General features: G+C 48.1%; 12 protein-coding genes. All 12 read right to left on the reverse strand.

Translation table 11 applies throughout. From position 1 onward, the window contains the following. Positions 1-22: 22 nt before the first annotated feature. The 12 genes from UNH61_RS14640 to UNH61_RS14695 all read right to left on the reverse strand — a co-directional run bounded on the left by UNH61_RS14640 (position 23) and on the right by UNH61_RS14695 (position 23,144). Positions 23-898, reverse strand: a complete 876-nt coding sequence (locus tag UNH61_RS14640; RefSeq protein WP_326992697.1) for a DUF72 domain-containing protein — start codon at positions 896-898, stop codon at positions 23-25. Between the two features lie 50 nt (positions 899-948). Beyond that, positions 949-3,696, reverse strand: a complete 2,748-nt coding sequence (locus UNH61_RS14645) for a family 78 glycoside hydrolase catalytic domain (protein WP_326992698.1) — start codon at positions 3,694-3,696, stop codon at positions 949-951. Between the two features lie 18 nt (positions 3,697-3,714). After that, positions 3,715-5,616 (reverse strand): family 20 glycosylhydrolase, encoded by a 1,902-nt coding sequence (locus UNH61_RS14650; RefSeq protein ID WP_326992699.1) that lies wholly within the window; start codon positions 5,614-5,616, stop codon positions 3,715-3,717. A 113-nt stretch (positions 5,617-5,729) separates the two neighbouring features. Continuing rightward, entirely contained in the window at positions 5,730-6,827 is a 1,098-nt protein-coding gene (locus UNH61_RS14655) for a DUF4998 domain-containing protein (RefSeq protein WP_326992700.1), read from the reverse strand. A gap of 26 nt (positions 6,828-6,853) precedes the next feature. Then, positions 6,854-8,038 (reverse strand): DUF5000 domain-containing lipoprotein, encoded by a 1,185-nt coding sequence (locus tag UNH61_RS14660; protein ID WP_326992701.1) that lies wholly within the window; start codon positions 8,036-8,038, stop codon positions 6,854-6,856. A 20-nt stretch (positions 8,039-8,058) separates the two neighbouring features. Further along, positions 8,059-9,945, reverse strand: a complete 1,887-nt coding sequence (locus UNH61_RS14665; RefSeq protein WP_326992702.1) for a RagB/SusD family nutrient uptake outer membrane protein — start codon at positions 9,943-9,945, stop codon at positions 8,059-8,061. Between the two features lie 34 nt (positions 9,946-9,979). Further along, positions 9,980-13,090, reverse strand: a complete 3,111-nt coding sequence (locus UNH61_RS14670) for a TonB-dependent receptor (protein ID WP_326992703.1) — start codon at positions 13,088-13,090, stop codon at positions 9,980-9,982. 669 nt (positions 13,091-13,759) lie between these two features. Next, positions 13,760-15,673 (reverse strand): ATP-binding protein, encoded by a 1,914-nt coding sequence (locus UNH61_RS14675; RefSeq protein WP_326992704.1) that lies wholly within the window; start codon positions 15,671-15,673, stop codon positions 13,760-13,762. Positions 15,674-15,991: 318 nt separating this feature from the next. Next, a complete protein-coding gene (locus tag UNH61_RS14680; RefSeq protein ID WP_326992705.1) occupies positions 15,992-17,737 on the reverse strand; it encodes a RagB/SusD family nutrient uptake outer membrane protein in 1,746 nt (581 codons plus the stop codon). A gap of 26 nt (positions 17,738-17,763) precedes the next feature. Then, entirely contained in the window at positions 17,764-21,207 is a 3,444-nt protein-coding gene (locus tag UNH61_RS14685) for a TonB-dependent receptor (RefSeq protein WP_326992706.1), read from the reverse strand. Between the two features lie 128 nt (positions 21,208-21,335). Then, positions 21,336-22,481: a FecR domain-containing protein gene (locus tag UNH61_RS14690; RefSeq protein WP_326992707.1), complete on the reverse strand. Its 1,146-nt coding sequence runs from the start codon at positions 22,479-22,481 to the stop codon at positions 21,336-21,338. Positions 22,482-22,589: 108 nt separating this feature from the next. Next, positions 22,590-23,144 carry a sigma-70 family RNA polymerase sigma factor gene (locus UNH61_RS14695; protein WP_326992708.1) on the reverse strand — a complete coding sequence of 185 codons (555 nt, stop codon included), beginning with the start codon at positions 23,142-23,144 and terminating at the stop codon, positions 22,590-22,592. Positions 23,145-23,239: the final 95 nt, after the last annotated feature.

Genomic DNA, 23,239 nt, shown 5'->3' on the forward strand with positions numbered 1-23,239 from the left:
GAAAAACTGTTTTATTACATGGCTAAAAGAGGCTCATCTGGGTTTGCTGATGTGCCGTTAATCCAAAAAGATGCTGAACTTCCTGATAAAAACCGGCTTCATATTTACCATCATGAACATGCAGGAACAGGTATATATCTTCCAATCCCTTACCCTTCCATTCTTCTATACGTGCTTTCCACGTGATCAGGCGCGTCATATCGAGGGAATGGCCGCCCGGGGTTACAAAGCGCAGGAACAGGTGGGGTATTGTTAACCCGGCATGCAAACAATCCCTGCGGCCGGGCGTATCGGTGATCACCGCGCCTATACCCAGCTCATGCAGGGTGGCGAAAAATTCGCGGCGTTCGCTTTCATTGCTGAACCAGTCGGGATGTCTTACTTCTACATAAAATCTTATATCATCCGGTAATTGTTCCAGATAGCGGTACAGGTTCTGTTTACGCACTGGCGAAAAATATTCGCTTAGCTGCAGGAATACCGGTCCGAGTTGGCTTCCGAAGGCCCGGATGCCTTCAATAAAAGCGGTTGTTTCTGTGGCAGCGTTGAGTAAAGTGCTCTGGTGGCTGATCAGCTGGGGAACCTTTGGGCAAAACATAAAATCGCGTCCCCTGGTTTTCTCCACCCATTTACGGATATCGCCGGGGCTGTATATTTTATAGTGTGTGGCATTCAGTTCCACGCAGTTGAACAAACGGCTGTATTCCGTCAGCTGGTCCGCTTCACGGAGCCCTTTGGGATATAATGTACCTGCATATTCCTTCCTGCTCCAGCCCGATGTACCAATCCGCAATGTGCTGCCGGCTGCTCCGGTTAATACGTTTCCCGTCACCCATTCGTCGGCCGGGAGGGAAAGATCCAGTTGGTCATATATTTTCCAGTTAGCGCCAAAATCCATGCGCCAAAGATAGTTCAAAAAAAGGGCGCCTTGTGAGACGCCCTTTTTAATTACTGAATATTTCCGGAGACTTTAAAATGATACGTTCCCGATCCAATATTGTACAGTGCAAAGCGTCCCTCTTTTCCTGCAAAGCGAACATCTTTTATCTGACCAATGGGTTTTCCATCAACCGTTGGTGTACCGGCGGGCAGGTACACCGTAGCGGTAGTGTTTGCGGGTATTTCCACGGTCAGCGCTAACCCGTTGCCGTCTTTAGTCCATTCACTGCTGATAAGGCCGTATATGGATTCATAACGGGCACGGGCAAACGTAATATCCCCTACTGGTTGCGGATGTATCACAATGTGTTTGAATGCGGTACTGCCTTCCGCCTGACCTATCCCTGCCAGCCCGTTATAAAACCACTCCATCAAATGCCCGAGCATGAGGTGGTTGTTGGATACATAGCGGTAAGCCTGCCAGGATTCTGTCAGTGCAGTGGCGCCGTGCGCCACCTGGTAACCGTAGCCAGGCACATCGGAGCGGGCATTCATTTGCCAGATCAGATCCGACCTGCCTGCGGCCTGCAGTACACGAAGGAGATAGCTGTAACATACTTCTCCGGTAGTAAGACTATTATTCCTGTTTTGTATATCAGAGACGATATTGGCCACCACTGCCTCTTTGTAGGGTGGCTCTACCAGGTTCATATATACTGCCAGCGCGTTACCGGCCTGGCTTCCGGTACCGTATTGCTTACTGGCTTTATCGAAGAACCCTTTATTGAAGGCTGCTCTTACCTTTGTCATCTGCTCCTGATACTGACGGGCATCAGCAGGGTATCCCAATACCTGCGCTACTTTGGCAAGGATGCTAAGATCGTAGTAGTAGAATGCAGTGGCAGTGATGCCCTTTGGTGTGTTTTGCGACTCTCCTACTCCATTCGGCCCTATGTCGAACCAGTCGCCCAATCCGAAGCTGAGCGTGTCATTCAATGTTTTACTTTTGAGGTAGGCAGCATATCTGCGCATCATGTCGTAGTTGTCTTGCAGAATCTTTTTGTCGCCGTACCACAACCATGTATTCCACGGTACGATTATCGAAGCGCTGCCCCATTCCGGCGAATCGCGGAAGCCACCTGAAAACACCACGTATTCGGGTGCAATATCGGGCACCATACCGTTGCTTAGCTGGGCTTCTCTCATATCGGCGCTTACTTTATGCAGCAGCCGGGGTACATCAAAATTAAACTGGATACTATTCCCCATCAGGTGTGCTTCTTCGAGCCAGCCCAGTTTTTCCCGATGCGGACAATCAGTAAACACGCTGGCCATGTTGCTTTTTATTGACCAGTTGATCAGTTGGTAGATGCTGTTGAACAAGTTGTTCGAACAGGTAAACTCACCGGCAGCAGCAGCGGCGTTGCGGGTATGCCATCCCTGCACCAGCTGCAGTACAGGCAGGTGTTGCGGGTTGCTTTCAGATGCGGGCACGGCACCTTCTACCTGGAGGTAACGGAAACCATAGTACGAAAATGCCGGATGCCATTTTTCAACACCTTCGCCTTTCAATGTATAGTTATACAGGCACGGGCTTCCGGAGGCTTGCTGTGTTACTGTTCCGTCGTCTGCCACCAGCTCTCCCGGAGTGATCTTTACGGTGCTGCCTTTGCTGCCGGTCACTGCTATGCCGGGGATACCGGATGCATTCTGGCCCAGGTCATATATCCATACTCCCGGGCGAGGCTGGGTAACCTTTACAGGCAACAGCGTGTCCATTACCTTCAGCGGATCGGCCAACTGGCTTTGCAGGTTATCCGGACCGTTTACCGTTAAAGCCGCTTTCCATTGGTGTTCATCAAAATGCGGACTGTCCCAGCCTGGCTGTTCCAGATTAGCGTTATAGTCTTCCCCGCCATAGATGCTGGAGAACGCAACCGGCCCGGGGGCAGTCTTCCAGGAGTCGTTGCTGACAAGGTTTTCGCTGCTGCCATCTGCATACTCCAGATATAAACGGCATATCATTTTAGGATAGCCGAAAGTACCTTCCAGTTTATGGTATCGTTCCCGGGGAATGTGATAGAAACCATTTCCCAGCATCACGCCAACGGCATTATCGCCATGGGCGAGTTGCTTCGTAACATCGAAAGTAACGTACAGTGTTTTCTTGTCGTATTGCGTCCATCCCGGATCCAGGAAATGGTCGCCCACCTTCCTGCCGTTGAGACTCAATTCAAACTGGCCAAGGCCGGAAATGAACATGGTAGCCTGTTTCACGGGCTTGTTCACGGTAAATCCCTTCCGCAGCAATGGCAATACATTCCTGTCCTTTCCGCGGGCGGAATTGCCTTTCACACCAGGCAGATCTTCGTATGCAATCCAGCGGGCCTGTTGCCAGTCCTGCTGCTCCGGCAGTCCCATTTTCCAGGCGGCCGGTTCGCTCCACTCGGATACGTTGCCCTTGTTATCCCACACCTGCACCGTCCAGTAATAGGTTTTAGCTGCTTCCAGCTTCTTTCCGCTGAAAGGCACCTGCACCGATTGTGAACCGGGCATGCGTTTCGAATCCCAGATATTGGCGGTATGACGTTCCAGCAATACCGGATCGTCTGCCACCAGGATCCGGTAAGCGGTTTGTACAACGCCCCGCTCACCGGACAATAGCTGCCACGATAAACGGGGGCTCATCTCGTCGATCCCGATGGGGTTTTCCTGGTATTCGCATTTCAGTTTCGTAACACGTATCTTATCATGGCCTGTTGCATGAATTTCATTAAAAGCAAACAGGCATATAGCAGCCAACAGATATTTCAACATAGTTTCAGTTCACGGTTATTACTTATTTTCCAGTACTATTTTGCTCACAGCGCTTTGCTTTCCTGAAGGCGTTATTACAATTGCCTGGAACGTTCTTTTCTCCTTAGGTGGTACAATAAACACCATGGCGCTATTGAATTCACGATCGGTGATATCAGGCGTTTTTCCATCGAGGGTGAAATAGATCTTTGAGCCTGGCACAGCGGGTTTCAGCTTAAATGAAAAACGTTCTCCTATCATTGTGGTATCCGCAGGAAGAGAGGCCACCGGCACCCGGTAGTTATAACCCAGCTTGTCGAATTTTGCCAGATGCTGAGGTATCCTGTTTTCAGAAAAGCTCTTATAGTCCTTGGCTTCCAGCGGTGTCCAGCCCAGCTCTGCCAACGCCAGCATGCGGGGCAGTATCATGTAATGTATTCTTGGAACCGTTTTTATGAACTCGGTCCAGATGTTACCCTGCACGCCAAGTACGTAGGGTTTTTCTTCTGCACTCAGACTGTGCGGCACAGGATCATATTCGTAGAGTCCGGAGTAGCCACCGTCGCTCACCGGTAACATATCCGCAGCCGGTTCTCCATAGTCGAAATACAGTCCGTTGGTGTTGGGCGACATGATCACTTCATGTTTCAGTTTAGCGGCTGCAATGCCTCCCTTTTCGCCTCTCCAGCTCATCACTGCTGCATCTTTTGCCAGGCCACCTTCGAGGATTTCATCCCAGCCGATGAGTTTCTTTCCTTTCTTTTTCAGGATCTGGGTAAGACGGGAGGTGAAATAACTCTGTACTTCTTCGCCATCTTTGAGTTGTTTTGCTTTCATCATGGCCTGCACACCGGGGTCTTTGTCCCAATAGCCCTTATAGCACTCATCTCCGCCGATGTGGATGTATTCATAAGGAAACAAGGCGGCTATTTCTGTGAAAACATCATCGAGGAACTGATATACTTTTTCATCAGATGGATTCAGGGTATTATCGATCAGCATTTCATATTTGCCATCCCCAAACCAGTGCGAAAAATTACTGCCCGGGTTTACCCTGGTGCTGGTATCTTTTGAGCACGACAGGTAAGGGTAAGCGGCGATAGCGGCCATGCTGTGGCCCGGCACATCTACTTCCGGCAGGATCTGGATATAGCGATCGGCTGCATATTTAACCACCGCCCTGATCTCGTCCTGGGTATAGAAACCACCATCAGTAGCGGGTTCGCCAGGGATTGGCGCTTCATTGGCGCCATAGTGCAGGTAGCGTGGTACGCGCCATGCGCCGACAGACGTGAGTTTCGGATACTTCTTTATTTCAACACGCCAGCCATTGTCATCTGTCAGGTGCCAGTGGAAACGGTTAAGCTTATACGCACCCATCAGGTCGATCAGGTCTTTCACTTCCTGAATGGTGAAAAAATGCCGGGATACATCCAGCATCAGTCCGCGGTAACCAAAGCGGGGAGCGTCTTCTACGGTCATACAAGGTAACTTTACCGTTCCGCTCATATCCTGCGGGAAAAGCTGTATGAGCGACTGAATCCCATAAAAGAGTCCGGCGCCTTTACCGGTAACGGTTATACGTTCCGGCGTAATTGCCAGTTTGTAACCTTCGGCCGGCAGTCCTTCGGCGCCTTTGCTGGTTAATTCAATGACATTAGGTTTTCCGGATGCTGTTGGGCCGTTGCCTGTTTTACGCAAATAAGCATTCAGGAAAGCAACTGCTTTGTCGGCCGGGTTATCAGCTTTAACAACGGTTTGGCGGCTGAGGGTAAACGTACCACTGCTGTACTGCAGCCGGGCCGGGGCCGGAATGATTCCGGCATAACGATCCTGTGCCTGTAGGTTTGCGCAGGCCAGGAAGAAACAAAACAGTGACGCATACACGGTGTTTCTTTTCAAGTAATCATAACGGTTCATAATTAATCTGAGTTTGTTCATGATAAATGTTTTGCCCGTATTGGTATACGGGCAATTGCTAACATTACAATGATGGTTGTTACAGTAAAATAATAATCTGCGGTTTTTATTCATAAAAAAATTGATGAATGCAATCAGAATCCGTAAGCACTGATATCGCCCAGCACGATGTAACTCAGCGGGCCGGTCAATCCGATGAACTTAAAGTACCTCGCCCTGGGATGAGTTGGTATATCATAAGATTGTCCATCGTCGATATGCCGGTTAAAATTGAACGTGCCGAGGTCCGTCCAGTTCGTGTTATCGTTACTGACCAACAGTTTGAAGGTATCACAGGCCCTGTCATCCCCGGTTTTCCTGTAGAGCATGAATGAGGTAATCATCCGCTGCATCCCCATATCTACCGTAAAAAAATGCGGATAACTGGAGTGATCTACCCAGGCATGCCAGCGGGTAGCAGGATTACCGTCGATCACATTCGTCACCAGATTTTCATCGCCAGGATGCTGGCTGGAGAAATCTATGATGCGCCAGCTTTTCGGACTGAACAGGAAAGGTTTGCTGGTGACATAATCGGTATAGAAAGTATCTATGCTCGATGAGTCTGGCAGAAACACAGTTCTGTACTGATAAGTAGTTCCTGCTTTCATATCGGCAATTGCTGTAGTAACAAGGCTTACCGGGAAACTCTTCACCTGCGTGGCGCCCACGGTATCCGTATATTTTACCTGGGTGGCATAGGCACCATTTGAAATATCGGCGCCGCCCCATTTGATGGATACTGAATCAGGGTAAAGAACTCCGGCAATTACCGGCCGGCTGAGCAGGCTGGCCTGGTATACATCTCCATAACTCGCCCCAAACAATTCCACCGGCACTGATACATTACCTTTTGAGTCGTAGGTTTTGATGATGAATGAATAAATTTTTTCGGGAAGATTATTGATCATACAGCTGATAGTATCGCCGGCAGGCGGAATAGTGACACTGGCGGAATCGCCGTAATTATTCCAGAAGATCCTGGCGGATGTTACATTGGGGTCTGTTCCTCTGAGCCAGGTAATCTTCACCCTGTTATGACCAGCGTGCACCATTGGATTATTCGCCTTACCGGCATAAACGATACCATCAGGAACAACAAATTTTCTGTAGGTGCTATCCATTTTCTTACAGGCCGCCAAAGTAGCCAGCATCAGGATGAGCGCCATGATATAACCAGTTATATTTTTCATCTTGCTGATTTTAAAAATTCATAAACTCAGGGTACTATTTGTCCCCACAGATCAATTTCCGCAATCACTACCTGCCCGGACATACTATATGTTTCCAGTGTTTTGAACCGGATATAACGTACGGCAGGCAACAAATGATCGAATGGAAAGTCCTCACCTTTAAGCCAGGCGTAATTCAGATCTTCCGCAGAAGTTTGCCCCATCGGCAACCCCGAAGGCTTGAAGGAATTGAACGTGCCCAATAGCTGCCAGTTATCCCAGCTTCCATCCGGGCTCGGATTATTGGAGCCCCACAGTTCAAATTTCTTCACTGCGGAACCAGCATAGAAATGGTCTGATTGCATCTGATGTTCTACAATCCGGCTGAGCACCACTTTTTTACCGATATCGATAGTGAACCATTGCGGCAGCACGGAAGCGTTGGTGCTGGCAAAGATGCCGCTGTAACCCTGGATATTGTTATCCCACAGGTGATCGATAGTGAACCACTCCGCATTCTGCCAGGTATCGGTGGGCAGCTTCAAAGCGCTCCAGGTATTTTTAGGTATCGAAATTTCGTATATGGGTTTCAGTGACTTTATCAGCGTATCGGATTTATTATTCCAGCGGTCGCGCACGAACACAGCAAATTTCTTCACCGTAGTATCGAATCCTCTGACGGAGTAACTCCCCGAAGGCGCGCCAGTGTAGAAGGTATTGACGGTAGACCAGGTATTTTTTCCCGTTGAGTCCTGCAGCAGTGTGATGGCCAGGTTATCTTTTGCATCATTCTGGAACGAGACCTGTATGCCTCCGAAAGTAGGGTCTATCTTCAGCGAGGCGAATGTATTGAGAAATGGCGCGCGCCTGGGCTGTATCTGTAATTCAATCGGAGCAGAAGCTTTCTCATTTTTTCCTACGCTGAATAATTTCACTTTATGTACCAGCGTGTCACCGAATCCTACGAGGTGCAGGGTGTCTGTAAAATAAGAGGCTTTCGCTTCGCTGATGTTCCCCGGCTGAGGTTCGTACACTGCTTTTACATATGACAGGTGCGGATCAGCCGGAATTCTGTAAGTCAATATGGCGCCCCCTGGAGTTGCCGTCACGCTAACATCCGTTACTGGCACAGGGGCCGGGGCGTTGGCATCTGTATAATCAATTCTGCCATCCTTCTTACAGGAAAAGCTGAAGATCAGTAAAGCAGCTGCTATATAATGTAGTTGTTTCATGTTTGTAATTTTAATAGTTATTACCAACCCAGGTTCTGCACCAGACTCCTGTCTGTTGAAAGTGTAGTTTCACTGATGGGCCAGAAATAGTTCTTCAACCCAAACGACTGATTGAAAATGGTTTTGGGCCGGTAATAGGCATCCGCTGTTTCCTGTATCAGATCCCAGCCTTTCACTGGCCTGTTGTACACTGTTTGTGCTTCCTTCCACCTGCGCAGGTCCCAGAAGCGTTGTCCTTCGAACGCCAGCTCAATGAGTGTTTCCTGGTGAATGATATCTCTCATACCGCGTTGGGTAGCGTATTTCGTAGGGTTGCTGGAGTAGTTACCCCAGGAAGATGCCACCGACTGCAACCCTGCATTGCTGCGAACCATGTCTACATACTGCAAAGCCTCATTCGTAGGGCCCGTTGATTCATTCAACGCCTCGGCGTACATCAGGTATAATGCCGACAGGCGCATGATAGGCCAGGGATAATAAGTTACAGAGTAGTCGTTACCGTTACCTATCACATTCTGGAAATGTATCGGCTTTTTCAGGTAATAGCCGGTGATAGTGTTGAAGCCTGGCTTTCCGAAACCGTTCCGCTGCCGGTATTTAGCTTCCAGGTAAAACAAGTCGTTGGGATGGCTGTCGTCGTACTGACCCTGACCGTACCATACGCCGCCATCGAATCCGAGATCCGCGTAGAAACGGGGCTCCCGGTGGAAGTTCAGATAAACCGTCGTATAGCCGTTACGTATATACAGCGCGTCGCTGTCGCCGGCTACCCTCAGTGCATACCGGTTGCCATAGTCGAAAGTTCTGTCTTCAGAAATAGGTACTCCATGATCGGAATAAAACAACTCGGCCATGTGAAGCGGAGGCGACAGCAATCCGTGAATGGCGGTGATATCGCGGTGTACCGGATCCCAGAAGGTGGTAATCATTCTTTGCAGATCAGAGGAATTCGTTTGCGTATTGGCCCAGATAATGCCACTGTTCCATCTTTCGTCAAAACTGTTCCTGATGCCCATCTGAATGGTGATCGTATCAGTAAGATGATACTGCTGAAAATCGGGATGGTAGCTGTATAATTTAAGCCCCGCCTGCTGACAGGCATCTATAGCCTTTTTACATGCATCGGCAGCAGCGCTCCATTTCTCTTTGTTGAATACCTGATTGAAGAGCTGGGTACCATCCTGGTTTTTAAGCCCTGCTTCGTCGGTGTTACCGTTGAACAGCGGGCTGGCAGCGTATACCATTACCTTCGCTTTTATGGCGAGTGCAATAGGCTGGGTAATGCGGCCCAGTTCATTGGTAGGATCGGTGATTGACGAAGGCAGATTATCCACCGCACCGTTGATGAGCTGTATGATGTAACCGAAGCAGGAATCAACAGGAGCGCGGGCAATGCTGACATCTTTGCCATCGGCACTAACCGGCAGATTCGTTTTCATCAACGGCACCGGGCCATACATCATCACCAGATTAAAATTGTAATACGCTTTCAGGAACTGTACCTCCGCTATCCAGCGTCGTCTCTCCGGCTCCTCCAGATCGGGCACCTTTCCGATGTTTTCCAGGAAGATATTACAATCGCGGATGGCGCGAAAGAAGCTTCCCCATCTGTCGCCCAGCGGTGATACTACGTTCTGGTAGCCTTGCGCCATGCTGAAATAGCCCGCATCCGTAGCAAACCGCCACAACTCATCACCACCCACCATTGCAGGATCATCGCCGAGGTCGCCGTTCTTTGGCATATAGGAATAACAGGTAAACAGGTATTTCTTAGCCTGTATACGCGTTGTAAAGGCATTATCGAGGGTAGCCACATTATCCGGCACCACATCCAGGAATTTAGAACAGGCATTACATGCGCACAGGATAAACAACATGTACAGCCTTATCATTTTACGCTCTTTCATGTTAATATAATTTTATTCACGGAGCCGTGTGCTATTAATTGAAATTGATATTCAGTCCGATGTTCACCACCCGCTGTACCGGGTATCCCAGGCCATTTCCGCCCATTTCCACATCCCACAGTTTGAATTTGCTGAAGTTGAGCAGATTCGTAGCATTGAGATAGATGCGGCACAACGACGTATGCATCTTCTTCTGCCATGACTTCGGTAACGTATATCCCAGCTCTATTTGCTTGAGGCGCAGGAAAGCGCCATCGCGCATGAACCAGGTGCTGGTTTGTATATCGTTCTGATTGGCCTGCGGGCTTAAACGCGGCCACAGTGCGTGAACATTCTGATGCTGCTCCGACCAGTGATCATCTGCATAAGCCTTCAGCAGCTGATTCTGCAGTTTAGCAGAGATCTGTTCGTTAGGGTATGTATAAGATGCAAAAGGAGACGTAGCTGCCGGATCTATCCAGAAAGATTCGTTAGACAGTCCCTGGAAGAATGCAGAGAAATCCAGGCTTTTATACCCCAGGGAGAACCCGAATCCATATACGATTTCAGGCACTGTAGGATGACCTATGGGCACCATATCCGCCTGGGTAATCTGACCATCATGGTTCACATCCAGGTATTTGATATCGCCGCCGCCGTACTGGCCGAAGTTCTGCTTAGGAGAATTGGCGGCTTCGGCATCGTCCACGAAAAGTTTTTCTGCGATATAGCCGAATACCTGGTTGATGGAGTAACCGGTGTGATAGCGGTATGATTCCTTGTATTTCGGTTCTTCGTAGTTCTTATACTTGCTGGTAGCGTAGGTGAAGTTGCCCATCACGGAAGCCCAGAAATCATTCTTAAAAAATTGCTTGTAGTTCAGGGAAAGATCTACCCCTTCCGCAGTAGCTACTCCCACGTTCGCCATAATAGGCGCTGCAAAGCCCGCTGCTTCAGGGATGGCGGCACGTGTCATCAGGATGTGATCACGGTATTGGGAAAAATATTCCGCTGTAAAGTTCAGCTTATTGAACAGGCCCAGATCCAGCGCTATGTTTTTCTGTTTGGATGTTTCCCAGGTGATATCAGGATTTGAATACCGGGAGATGGAAATACCGTTAAGGCTGTACAGTGTGCCCGGATCACGGCCAAAGGTAGCCAATTTGTCTTTGTCGTTCATATTCACGTTCGACAGATAGAAGAATCTGTCCTGCGGCAAACCAATGGCATCGTTACCGATGATACCATAAGTGGCCCGCAACCGCAGGTTAGATACGATCTCATTCATTGGTTTCATGAATGGTTCGTTGGAAACGGTCCACGCCACGCCAAAGGATGGGAAGAAGCCAAAGCGATGGTGTTTATCGAACCGCTCGGACCCGTTATAGCCAAAGTTAAATTCCGCATAGTAGCGCTTATCGTAGTCGTAGGTGAGCCTGCCGGATACGCCCAGGTTGCGGAATGGCAACGATTGTTGCAGATCGCCGGCATTCGCATTCAGGCGACTTTGCGCCATGAACACCATCATCCCGCTTACGCCGCTTTTATTGAATACCCGGTCGTAGTTGAGGCGCGATTCCAGGTAAAAGGAAGTACTGATGAGTTTAGCACCTTCGCTGTAGCCCAGGTATTCGGTACCGTCGTTGGGATTGATATTCGTAATGAAGTAGCTGTTTGTTTGCTTATCGTAGGCATCCTGTTTATACCAGAACGGGTTGTAGTAGCGGCTTACATCGAAGTAAGAGGTCCGGTTGGTGTTCATCATCGCACTGGCTACCAGTCCGGGTGTGATGGCCTTCAGATTTTGTTTCAGCTCCAGCTGTGCCAGCATCAGGGAACGGGAGTAGTTCTTGTATCCTTTTACCATTTCAGCGTAAGGATTGATGTACTGTCCTTCTTCGTAGTTGCCGAACATAATATGCTTTACATATTTATGGGCGTCGTCGGCCGGGAAATAGGCCGGGAACAATACCGGGTTAGAACGCATTACTTTCTGGTACATGCTGCCGCCGCCGTCGAGCGGACCGGTATAATCGTCGAAGCTTCCGCTAAGTCGTACCGTCATTTCCGTTGTATTGGTGAGGTTCACGTTTACATTCGAGCGGAGGCTGTAACTGTTCAAACGTATATTGCTGTTGAAGTTGTTTCGGTGATCTACTTTCATGAGGCCATTATCGCGGTTATAGGCGCCTGACACATAGTATCTGGCAACACCGCCACCACCGCTCACACTGAGGTTGGCACGCTGGTTCATAGTATAGTCCTTGAACATCGTTTTCCTCCAGTCGTTGGCGGGATAGGCCACCGGGTTTGTGCCGGCGATGGTGTTATCGATTTTTTCGTCTGAGTATGGCAGCGCGCCCAGCGGATCCCGTGTCAGCACAGCTTCATTGGCCAGCTTCATGTAGGTGACCGGATCGGCGAGTTCAATATTTTTCGTAGGTGCGGACACGGAGTTTTCCACGCGGAAAGCCAGGTGCGCTTTACCTACGGCGCCTTCTTTGGTAGTGACGAGAATCACGCCGTTGGCGGCCCTGGAACCGTATAATGCCGTGGCGCTGGCATCTTTCAATATTGAAAAACTGGCAATATCATCTACCTGTAAACGGGCGAGGTCGGTGGTAGTCAGCTCAATACCATCAATCAGAATCAACGGATCTTTCTTGTATCCGAAAGTGGTGACACCACGGATAAAAAACTGCGCATTGTCCTGCCCTGGCTCTCCGCTACGCTGAAAGGCAATCACGCCGGCAGCACGACCGGCGAGGGCGGTGGTCAGGTTACTGGAAGGCACCTTCAGATCAGCCGGCCGGATGGTGGTCACAGACCCTACCACGTCGTTCCTTTTCTTTGTACCGAAGGCCACTACTACTACATCTTTCAGCTGACTGGAAACCGACTGCATCGTGATGTTAATAGTAGTTTGCACTCCTACCCTTACATGTTTTTCAACATACCCGATATAGCGAAAGATAAGGGAGTCGCCGGTTTTTGCTTCAATGAAATATTTCCCCTGTTCGTTGGTAGTAGTGCCCCGTGAGGTACCCATGACCTGTACCGTTACACCAGGGATAAACGAATTATCGTCCGAGGATGCTACAATCCCGGAAACGATACTATGTTGCTGTGCCAGCAAATCCAGGCAGGGCTGGAGAAGCAGTAACATAACAAATAAGGCGCTGTTCAGCAGCTTATTTTTTGATAAGAATAGAAGATCACGTGTTAATAATAACGTAGAATTTTCCATAGCACTGCGCTATTTACAATTTGATGTAAGTAAAAAGATGAATTGGTAATTTGTACCTGTTTTCCCCAATAATTCCCGGCTATTCTCTCATTCGGATTTGATTGATATATGACACGGGTTTCCCGGCGCCCTGTACAGGGTACGGCGATGGCAGCAGCTTACGCGCGATTGATCAATAGGCATGCAGCCTGTAGCCGAACCGGCAACAAGACGTAAAAACCCCAAATGGTTAATGGAGAGACCGCATTAATTACAGGTCATGTTCACCACATGCGGCGAACTGTAATTCCATTTTGCACGATGGCTACTTTTGGTTGTTCCGAAAAAACTAAACTAACATATCCAGGGAATGACACGCATCAGGCATCCGGGGCGACGGGGAAATCGGGGGGAGAGTCTGCAACTACTAATCCCACGTCTGCTTCAGACACATTAGTTCACTGTTTCTCTTAAATTTTTCCGATAGATTCTTCTCTCAAAGTGGTGGCAAATTAAACAACAAAATCGTTTCAGGCATCCTGTACCATCCTGTATGGGGTGTCATCTCAACATTTAAGCATATATACGGCTGATTTCTCAAACGACTGGCTACCCGCCGGCATGCAGGGTTTGCATGATCTTGGCATATAACTCAAGCGGATTGAAAGGTTTGATCACATAGTCGTTCATCCCTGCATCCAGTACTCTCTGTGGGATTTCTGCGAGCGCGGAGGCAGTAAGGGCAATGATCGGCAACTGGCTGAACTGTCCGTTATTCATCTCCCTGATCATTCTGCTGGCAGTATAACCATCCATAAGCGGCATCTGCAGATCCATCAATATGAGATCATACTGATGCTGTTGTACCTTCTCCACCGCTTCAATACCGGTTTTGGCATAGTCGACATCCATCCCCCATTTCTTCATAAACTTCCCGGCTACAATGATGTTCACCTCATTATCTTCCGCCAGCAGAATCTTATATCCGTTCAGTCGTCCGAAGTCGTCTGCTGTACCATCGTAAATATACACGGGAGTTCTCGCACTCTTTTTAAAGCGGAGATTGAAGCTAAAGGCTGATCCTTTCCCTACGGTACTTTGCACCGAAATCGTGCTTCCCTGCAGCTCTACAAGGCGCCTGGTAATAGCCAGGCCCAACCCGGTACCACCGTACTTCCTGGTAGTGTCGGCACTTGCCTGGGTGAAGATCTCAAAAATATGATCCTGTAGCTCAGTGGCAATACCGATACCGGTATCTGTAACCACAAAATTTATGTCCACGGATTCAGCTCTATTTTTCAGGAGAGAAAGATCAAGGATCACTGAACCTGCATTGGTAAATTTCAACGCATTGCTGACAAGGTTATTGAGGATCTGCGCCAGCCTCACCGGATCACCGATGACCACTTCCGGCAAATCAGGATCTATCCTTACTTTGAAGCCGATTCCTTTTTCTTCTGCGTATGGCAGATGCCCTCGTTTGATATTACTGACCAGTTCTTTGAGACTAAAATCAATTTCCTCGAATACCACTTTGCCGGATTCAATTTTGCTGTAATCCAGAATGTCGTTGATCAGGCTTAACAGGTTTTCGCTGGAGAATTTAAGTATTTTAAGATTTTCTTCCTGCTCGGGCAGATACGCTTCCTGGAGCAACAGATGAGTCATGCCGATAACGGCATTCATGGGAGTGCGTATCTCGTGGCTCATATTCGACAGGAACTGTTGCTTGGCAGTAGCCGCCTCTTCTGCTGCCTTCTTGGCTTTCAGCAGCTCTTCTTCCGCCAGTTTCCTGTCGGTAATATCCATGAGGGTACCTCTGATCTTCACCACTTTTCCGTCTCTGACAATGGGAACGCCAATCGTCCGGATCCAACGGTCTGTTCCTTTAGGACGCACTTCCAGGTCGAATGGCTTCTGGTGAAACATGGCTTCCTGGACATGCGTTTTAACCTTTTCTTCATCTTCATAAAAGGAGGCTCCGTCCAACAGGGATGTAGGTAACCTGCTACCGGCCCGTATAACATAAAAATATTTGGTAAAATAGAACGATTGGTTTTCCATATCGAACTCCCAGCCGCCGGTTTTGGTAAGCTCCTCGCCTGAATCAAGCAGGTCTATGTTTTTCTCCAGCTCCCTTTGCGCGGCGGTCAGCTCCTCTTCCGCCAGTTTCTGTTTGGTGATATCAAGGGCAAAAGCTATTACCCCGCCCGGATGATCCGGGTCGGGGAATATCGTGCTATGTAACCATGTTTTCTTCCCATTTATCTCCAGTGGTGTGGTAAATTCGCCGGTTTGGTCTGTCAGGGCCATATCCACCTGCTCCTTAGCACTGGGGAATACGTCTACGACTTTCTGGCCAGCGATTTCATTATCACTTAACCCGAGTGCCTTCAGCCCGGCTCCAATAGATAAACGGATTACTCCCTTTTTGTCTATCCGATAAATAATAACCGGCAGATTATAAAGTACTCCATTCAACAATCGGCTTATTTCTTCATTATTTGAGGGCGCATATTCCATTTTGGCTTGTTTAAACAGTAGGTGATCCACTAATTTAACAAAAAAGCCGCTGAATGGTTCTGTTAGCCTCCCAGGCTGAAGTTTTGAGGGTTATCCAGCGCCACGTCCGTCTTCTTTTCCTATCTTCCAGATCATATTTGTTTGTGCCAGCACAGATAAGATACAGCATTGAAAGAGGAAATAAAAAACTGATTTTTTCTTCATATAGAACAAGATACAAAAAAGCCTGGCTGATACACAAAGAAGGGAGCAAAAGCCCCCTTCTTTTTTGCATCCATCTTTACCGGGAATTATTACACCAGCTGGTGTAACAATCAGTTACTGCAACGGATCAAATGTACCGCCCCAATTATTATTCTGCAACAGTTTCGGATTCCTGCTGATATAAGTAAGCGGAATACCGTAAATGTAATAGTCGTCTTTGATGGCGATATCAGCAATATCGGTTTTCACTACGGTAGTAGAGAAACGGGTCCATACCTGGTTGATATCATCCATTGGTTTTACATCGGACTGTCCCTGTTTCAGCAGGATGGCTACACCATGCCGCTGCGGCAGACTTCTCAGGTAGCCAAACATTTTCCAGCGGCGCAGATCGTCGAGACGTTTGCCTTCAAATGCAAACTCCACGAATCGTTCCTTTTGGTAAGCAGCGCGGATATCAGCGGTACTGGTGGCACTAAGACCATAATTCCCTCCTGCTCCCGGCGTAATACCAGCCCGGCCGCGAATACTGTAGAGTACATTCAGCGCATCGGCTGTTTTTCCTGCTTCATTGGCAGCTTCTCCGTAATTCATCAGTACTTCTGCATACCTGATCTCCGGCCAGTCTACCCCGGAATTGTAAACAGAGGTAGCCATGTTGGCGGTTTTATCGATAGCTTTGATCCGGTAGAAACTGGAGTTAGACCACAGCGGATCTGTAGTGATGGAGTTATGTGTGCCGATGATTCCTGTGCCGGAATAATAATCAGTGATAGCGTCGAAATACGTCCACAGGTAGGTGTTCATGTTCTTCATCTTCGCCAGGTACTGGTACGGAGAACCGTTGTAGTAAATGGTTTCATAGAAGCGGTCATCACGACTTCTGAACAGCGTATCATACGACATCGTAGCCGGATTCCAGCTGGATCCGTCTTTCCGCGGGAATGCATTTACCAGTTCGAGCGAAGGACGGTCCTGGCCAGCCAGATCCTGGGAGAAATTAAGTGGAATCAATCCTCCCTGGAAATAAGTAGCCTGCGGATAATTATATCTTCTGACCATGATCACTTCTTTATTCAGCTCATCATCCCATATTTTATTATAGGGAGCATACAATCCCTTACCCTTTGCATCGCACTGATTTTTTGCGGCCAGGCAGGCATCGTAGGCCTGTTGCCATTTTGCGGTACTATTGGCTGGATTAAAGAGCGGGCTTGCGAAAAACAGGAGTACACGTCCTTTAAAGGCCATAGCAGCGCACTTATCAATCCGGCCCACATCTTCCCCTGCCCATACATCCGGCAGCATGCTGATGGCATCATCCAGGTCTTTTACAATCTGCGCAATGCACTCCGATGTTTTATTACGGGGCAATTGCAAAGCATTCAGATCTGTTGTAGCCGCCTGGGGTGCAGTGATAATAGGCACCCCGCCATAGCTTTTTGTAAGCGCGTAATAGGCCCAGGCGCGCCAGAACAATGCCTGGCCTTTCATTTGCTTCTTTGCCGCATCATCGAAGCTGGCATTATCCAGGCCGGAGAGAAAGATATTGATGGTGCGGATATTTTTAAACTGATCATTGTAGATATCATACGAATCGTAAGTAGCTCCGCCACGCATCCAGATATTGGTTTGCAGCTGATAAGACACTCCCTCGTCGGTATCGTTGCCGCTACCAGCCGGGTTACCCGGCATCATGTTCGCATATACATCATCCAGATAGGCTTTGGCAATCGCAGCATTCGTCCATACCTGCGAAGGATTCACCGCGGTTAAATTCGTTTTATCCAATACTTTGCTGCAACTACTCAGCAGCATGGCCGCACCGATCAGGGTGGATATAGTAAGATTCTTTTTCATTGTTTGATTTTTCCCGGTTTGAAAATTTACAGGTTTACGTTAATGCCAAGCGAGTAAGACTTCATCATCGGATAGCTCATGAACTGGCTTAATTCCGGATCATAGAACTTGAAGGCAGACAGGAGGAAAAGGTTGGTTCCTGATACGAAAACGGAAGCCGACTGTACGCCTACTCTCTTTGTCCATACGCTGGGAACGGTGTAGCCGAGCGACAAATACTTCAGTCTTACAAAGCTGCCATCATGTACATTGTAGGAAGAATTCATGTTAGCATACGTGGCATACTGGCTTCCCCAGGGGAACGGCTTAGGCCCTGAAGCGTTGGTATTTGTTTCTGTCCAGTAATCTTTCCAATAGTTGGTATATACCCAGTAGCTACCAACATTCCTGGAGAAAGCATCGTTGTAAGTAGTTTTAAACCCTGCCAATCCTGCAAACTGTGCATCGAGCGTGAAGCCTTTATAGCTGAGGGTGAGGCCGAGGCCATATGAAATGGGCGCCTGTGCGAGTTGGTAGTCGGCCAGCTTTACACGGTCCCAGGTATCTACTTTGCCATCCGGTTTTCCATCAGGACCGCTGATATCTGCGAAGCTCAGCATGCCCAGCACCGGCTTAACCCCATCAATGGTAAAGCCCTGAGGGAGCTTATCCAGATCCGCCTGGGTACGATAAATACCAGTAGCGAGATAACCGGAAATATAATTGAGAGTTTTCCCGTTGGGATCGTCTACCGGTACAGCACCTGCAGCTACATCCTTTGTAATCACTTTATTGGTAGCCAGTCCCACATTACCCCGTACTTTGAAAGAAAAGTCTCTTCCTATCTGTTTGCCATATCCCAGTTCCAGTTCAAACCCTTTGGCGTTTACCACGCCGTAGTTCACCGCCGGCAGGGAGGTACCAAATTCGGCAGGGATAGCCAGTATCCTTGATCCGAGGATATCATAGGTATGACGGCGCCAGATTTCGGCTGTCAGCGTCAGGTTGCGAAGAATACTAACGTCTACACCAAAGTTGGTGGAATTTGATTTCTCCCAGGTCAGGTTAGGATTGGGTATGCCACCATACGACAAGCGCGGATCGGTGGTACCGTTGGTGCCCAGGTAATAGCTGGAAGACTGGATATTGTACTGATCCTGCCATTTCCAGCCACCGATGGCGTCGTTTCCGGTAGCAGCAACAGAAAACCTTAGCTTCAGGAGATCGATGAACGAAAGTGATGTAATGTTTTTGAAGAATGGTTCATCAGAAATTTTCCATCCCACTGCTACTGAAGGAAACCAGCCCCATCTTTTGGAAGGTGCAAATTTAACAGAACCATCTCCCCTTACAGAGGCCGAAAACAGGTATTTCCCGGCGTAATCATAATTAATCCTGCCTATATAAGATAGTCTTCCATCCTGTGTTTCAGAAGCATTATTGCTCCAGTTTTTACTATCACCACTGGCGGCAAAGAACTGATCTGTCGGGAAGAGCGGGAAATTATACCTGTAGGTAGAAAAGTAATTGTAATTGTATTCGTACTGTTCATATACGGCCAGGGCATCTACATGATGTTCCCCAAAATGCCTGTCGTAATTCAATTGAGCATTCAGCTGGTAGGAATTGGATTTATCATAACGGTAACCAATATACTCCGTACTCGGATCTCCGCTCAGTTGTGTGCCCAGTGGCTTAGTAACATCTACTACACCGTTCGGCGACATCGCATAGTTATACAGTAATTGTTTCTTCGCAAAATCTTTAATGCCACTGTTATTAATGTTACGGCTATACACAAGCCGTGCGGATAACCCCGGTACCACAGGTACCTTGTACTCAGCGCTTATCAGGGCATCTATCTGTTGATTCCCATTTCTCCAGTAACCACCATTTCTCATCATCTCTGCCATATTACCCAGCCAGCCAGGGTTTACCGGCTTACCATCTACATACGGGCGGGTACCAAACGCGTTATAAAACAGCTTGCCCCAGAGATTATTCAGGTCAACTGAACCATAGTCATAAGTGAAATTAAAGCGCTGACGGGTGCCATTGCTGGTACTTAAATTCAGTCCTACAGTGAGGTCTTTCGTTACCTTTGCTGATACATTTCCACGAAGATTGTATTTATTGTACGAGACATTGGGCAGAAAGCCGTTCTCATTATAATAAGAACCGCCGATGTAGTAAGTTACACGCTCGCCGCCGCCGGCAATACTGAGAGCATGGCGCTGGTTGGTAGGATTCCGGTATACTTCATTATACCAGGCCCGCCCGTCGGCATTCCATGATCTGACATCTGCTTCTTCTGCCGCGGAAATATTGTTATCTCCGAAAACATAACGGTTCAGTTTTAACGATGTAGTCAGGTCGAGGTAGCCCGGTACTTTACCTGTTCTTTCCATACCAAACGTTGAACTGTAGCTCACAGTAGGCCTGCCGGAGTGGCCTGTTTTAGTAGTTACCAGTATTACACCGTTTGAAGAACGGCTACCGTAGATGGCCGCAGATGAAGCGTCTTTAAGCACTGAGATCTCATACACCTCATTAGGATCAAGCGCATCGAAACTGGTTTTGTCTCTTACCACTCCATCGATTACGTACACCGGATCTGTATTTGAAGAACTGAAAGTTGAAAGCGCCCTGATACGTATACCAGATCCTATTCCCGGAGTTCCTGTATTACTTTGTACATAAACACCCGACAGTCGTCCGGCGAGTACGTTCGATAAATTCGACGTAGGTATCAATGCTACCTCGCTTGCTTTCATGGTAGTTACCGCGGAAGTAATATTAGCACGTTTCTGGGTACCATAACCCACCACTACTACCTCATCCATTTTGCGTGTGGAAGGTTTCAATACTATTTTCAAATCAGTATTGCTGCCGGGTTTCATCTCCTGATCTTCGTATCCAACGAAGGAAATCACCAACACATCCGTTGGTTCAGCAGCCAGTTTGAATACACCCTGGTTGTTGGTTACCGCGTTGCGTTTGCCTCCTTTAATTCGTATAGTCGCCCCCGGTAGTGGCGTACCTTTATCGTCCGTTACGGTTCCGGATATCTCCACTGGTGGCGGAGGTACAACCGCCGCCGGTTGTTCTTTTTTCTGTATGACAACCGTTTTGTTCAGTATGACATAGCTCAATGATTCATCGCTTAAACAGGCATTCAATGTTTCGGTAAGACTGGCCTGACTCAGATCCAGTGTAATTTTTTTTACATTTTTCAGCAGACGGTCATTAATAAAGATCTGGTAATTGCTTTGTCTGCTGATTTCTCTAAAGACTTTTGGCAACGTAGCGTTTTTCACGTGCAGTGTGATGTTCTGGCCATTCCCCTTTGCAGCCACCTGCAAGCATACCGTCGTCAAAAGCAGGCCGGTCATTCTCATAATCGATGACATTTTGGTTGAGAGCGTGCCTCCATATCGCGGGCAGGCATCATTCTTTTGCATGAGGGCTTGCTCATGAAAGTTTAATTTCATAACTTCATTTTGTTTAGGTTGATAAAAACACTCTTAGCGGAATGTATATAGCATACCTGGACACTCTTCCGGCAGTGCACCACCACTGCCGGTTTTCATGCCAGCGTACTTTCTCTCTTATTTTGAATTCAAGGATTAATGAATACTTTCTTTCCGTCTATTTTAGCTGAAACCCCGCTATAACTTAGTATTTTCAAAAATTCCGAAAGGCTTACGTCGCGCGATATTGAGCCGGTAAAATGTTCTGCGGGTATCCCGTGAGGGTACTGCGTGGTAATCCCGTACCAACGCTCAGCTTCCCGCATCAGGGTTTGAATATCTGTGCTTTCGAAAATAAAGAGATTGTTTTTCCAGGCAACAACGGCATCCAGGTCCGGATCATTGTCGAGCACGAATCGTTCGCCGGCGCTGAGTTGCTGGCCGGCAGCCAGGCGGGCCTGGAGCCCCGAGCTTTTGCGGGATACGGCTACCGCTCCCTGCAATAAGGTGATCCGGGCGTCTTGTGCACCGGGATAGGCATTTATGTTGAATTGAGTTCCGAGTACCTGTATGGTCAGATCGCTCCCCTGACGTGCCACCACAAAGGGTTTGGTGGCATCAGCTGCTACATCGAAATAAGCCTCTCCGTTGATGGTTACTCTTCTTTCCTTCCCGGCAAAGGCGGCAGGATAAGTCAGCGATGACGCGGCATTCAGCCATACGCTGGTACCATCGGCCAGTACTACTGATATAGGCCGGCTGCCAACCGGTACTTTAATGGTATTGTATACAATTTCTTCTGAATTTCCTGCTCCCGAGTAAATGATCTGCCCCGCGGCATTTTTTGTGATTTTGGTGTTGGTTTGCAGTGCCAGTACGCCTTTTCCGGCACTGTCCAATTCTATTTGTTCACCGTTTGCTAATGTGAGTACGGCCTTTGTTCCGGCAGGGGACTGTACATCTGCCAGTGGCGGATGTATGACTGCCGGCTGCTGCGTATGCTGTATATAATAGATCCCGGTGGCAACAGCCACCACTACCGCCGCAGCAACAGCCCATTTCATACCAGCGTTCAGCAGGGTGCGGCGGGGCTTTTCAGCAGCTATTTTCTGCTTTAATGCCACCCAGCTATGCTCCCTGAATTCATCTTCCCGCTCATCAGTCAGGATCAGCTCCTTTTCTCCTGCGTTGACGGCATCGTACCATTGGTGCAGCAGAAGTATCTCCTCCCTGGTAGCGCTCCCATCCAGGTATTTCCCGGCAAGGCGACGTACTTCATCGGCGCTTAAATTCATTGTTCCTGTTTTTAACGTGGCAATAAGTGCTATATAATAAGTAGAGACATGAAAGAAGAAAGTGTACGCAGCAAAACGCCACTTTTTTTAAACTTTTTTTTGGAAGACTTACCAAAGGCTGCGCAAATGCCCTAATTGCTTGCGGATAAGAGACATTACCTGCGTTACATAACGTTCCGCAGTACGGGGCGAAACTCCCAGCCGGGCGGCTACTTCGGGGAGTGGTTTATCCTGTAGTTTATGTTGAATGAAAACAAGACTGTATTTTTCGGGCAAACTGTCTCCGGCATATCGGATAAGAATATCCAGCAGGTGTTTATTATCTATATCCGGACTTTCCGTTCTCTCCTGTCCGGCGGACATTTCGGCCATGCTATATACGTCAGTCCGCCTGTCTTCGTTGGCAAGATAACGGTATACCGCATACCTGGTCATGGCTGCGAGGTATTGCGACAAAAACTGAATGGAAATATTATCACGTTTTTTCCAGAGGTTTAAAAAGACATTCTGTACCACTTCCCTTGCATCTTCGGTATTACGCATGCGTTTGTGCGCTAAATACAACAGCCATTTCCAATACCTGTCATAGATTTCCCGGAACGCTCCTTCATCGCTCCTGTTCAGCAATTGCGCTAATTGTTCATCTGTATAATCAGTATACATGAATATGGAAAGACGTGATAAAAAAACGTGAAACAGTGCTTATATAAATGTATATATTAAAGATTGTAAAAAATAGAATAATCAAAATAATATTA

Origin of the sequence: Chitinophaga sp. 180180018-3 (assembly GCF_037893185.1) — a bacterium.
Taxonomy (GTDB): Bacteria; Bacteroidota; Bacteroidia; order Chitinophagales; family Chitinophagaceae; genus Chitinophaga.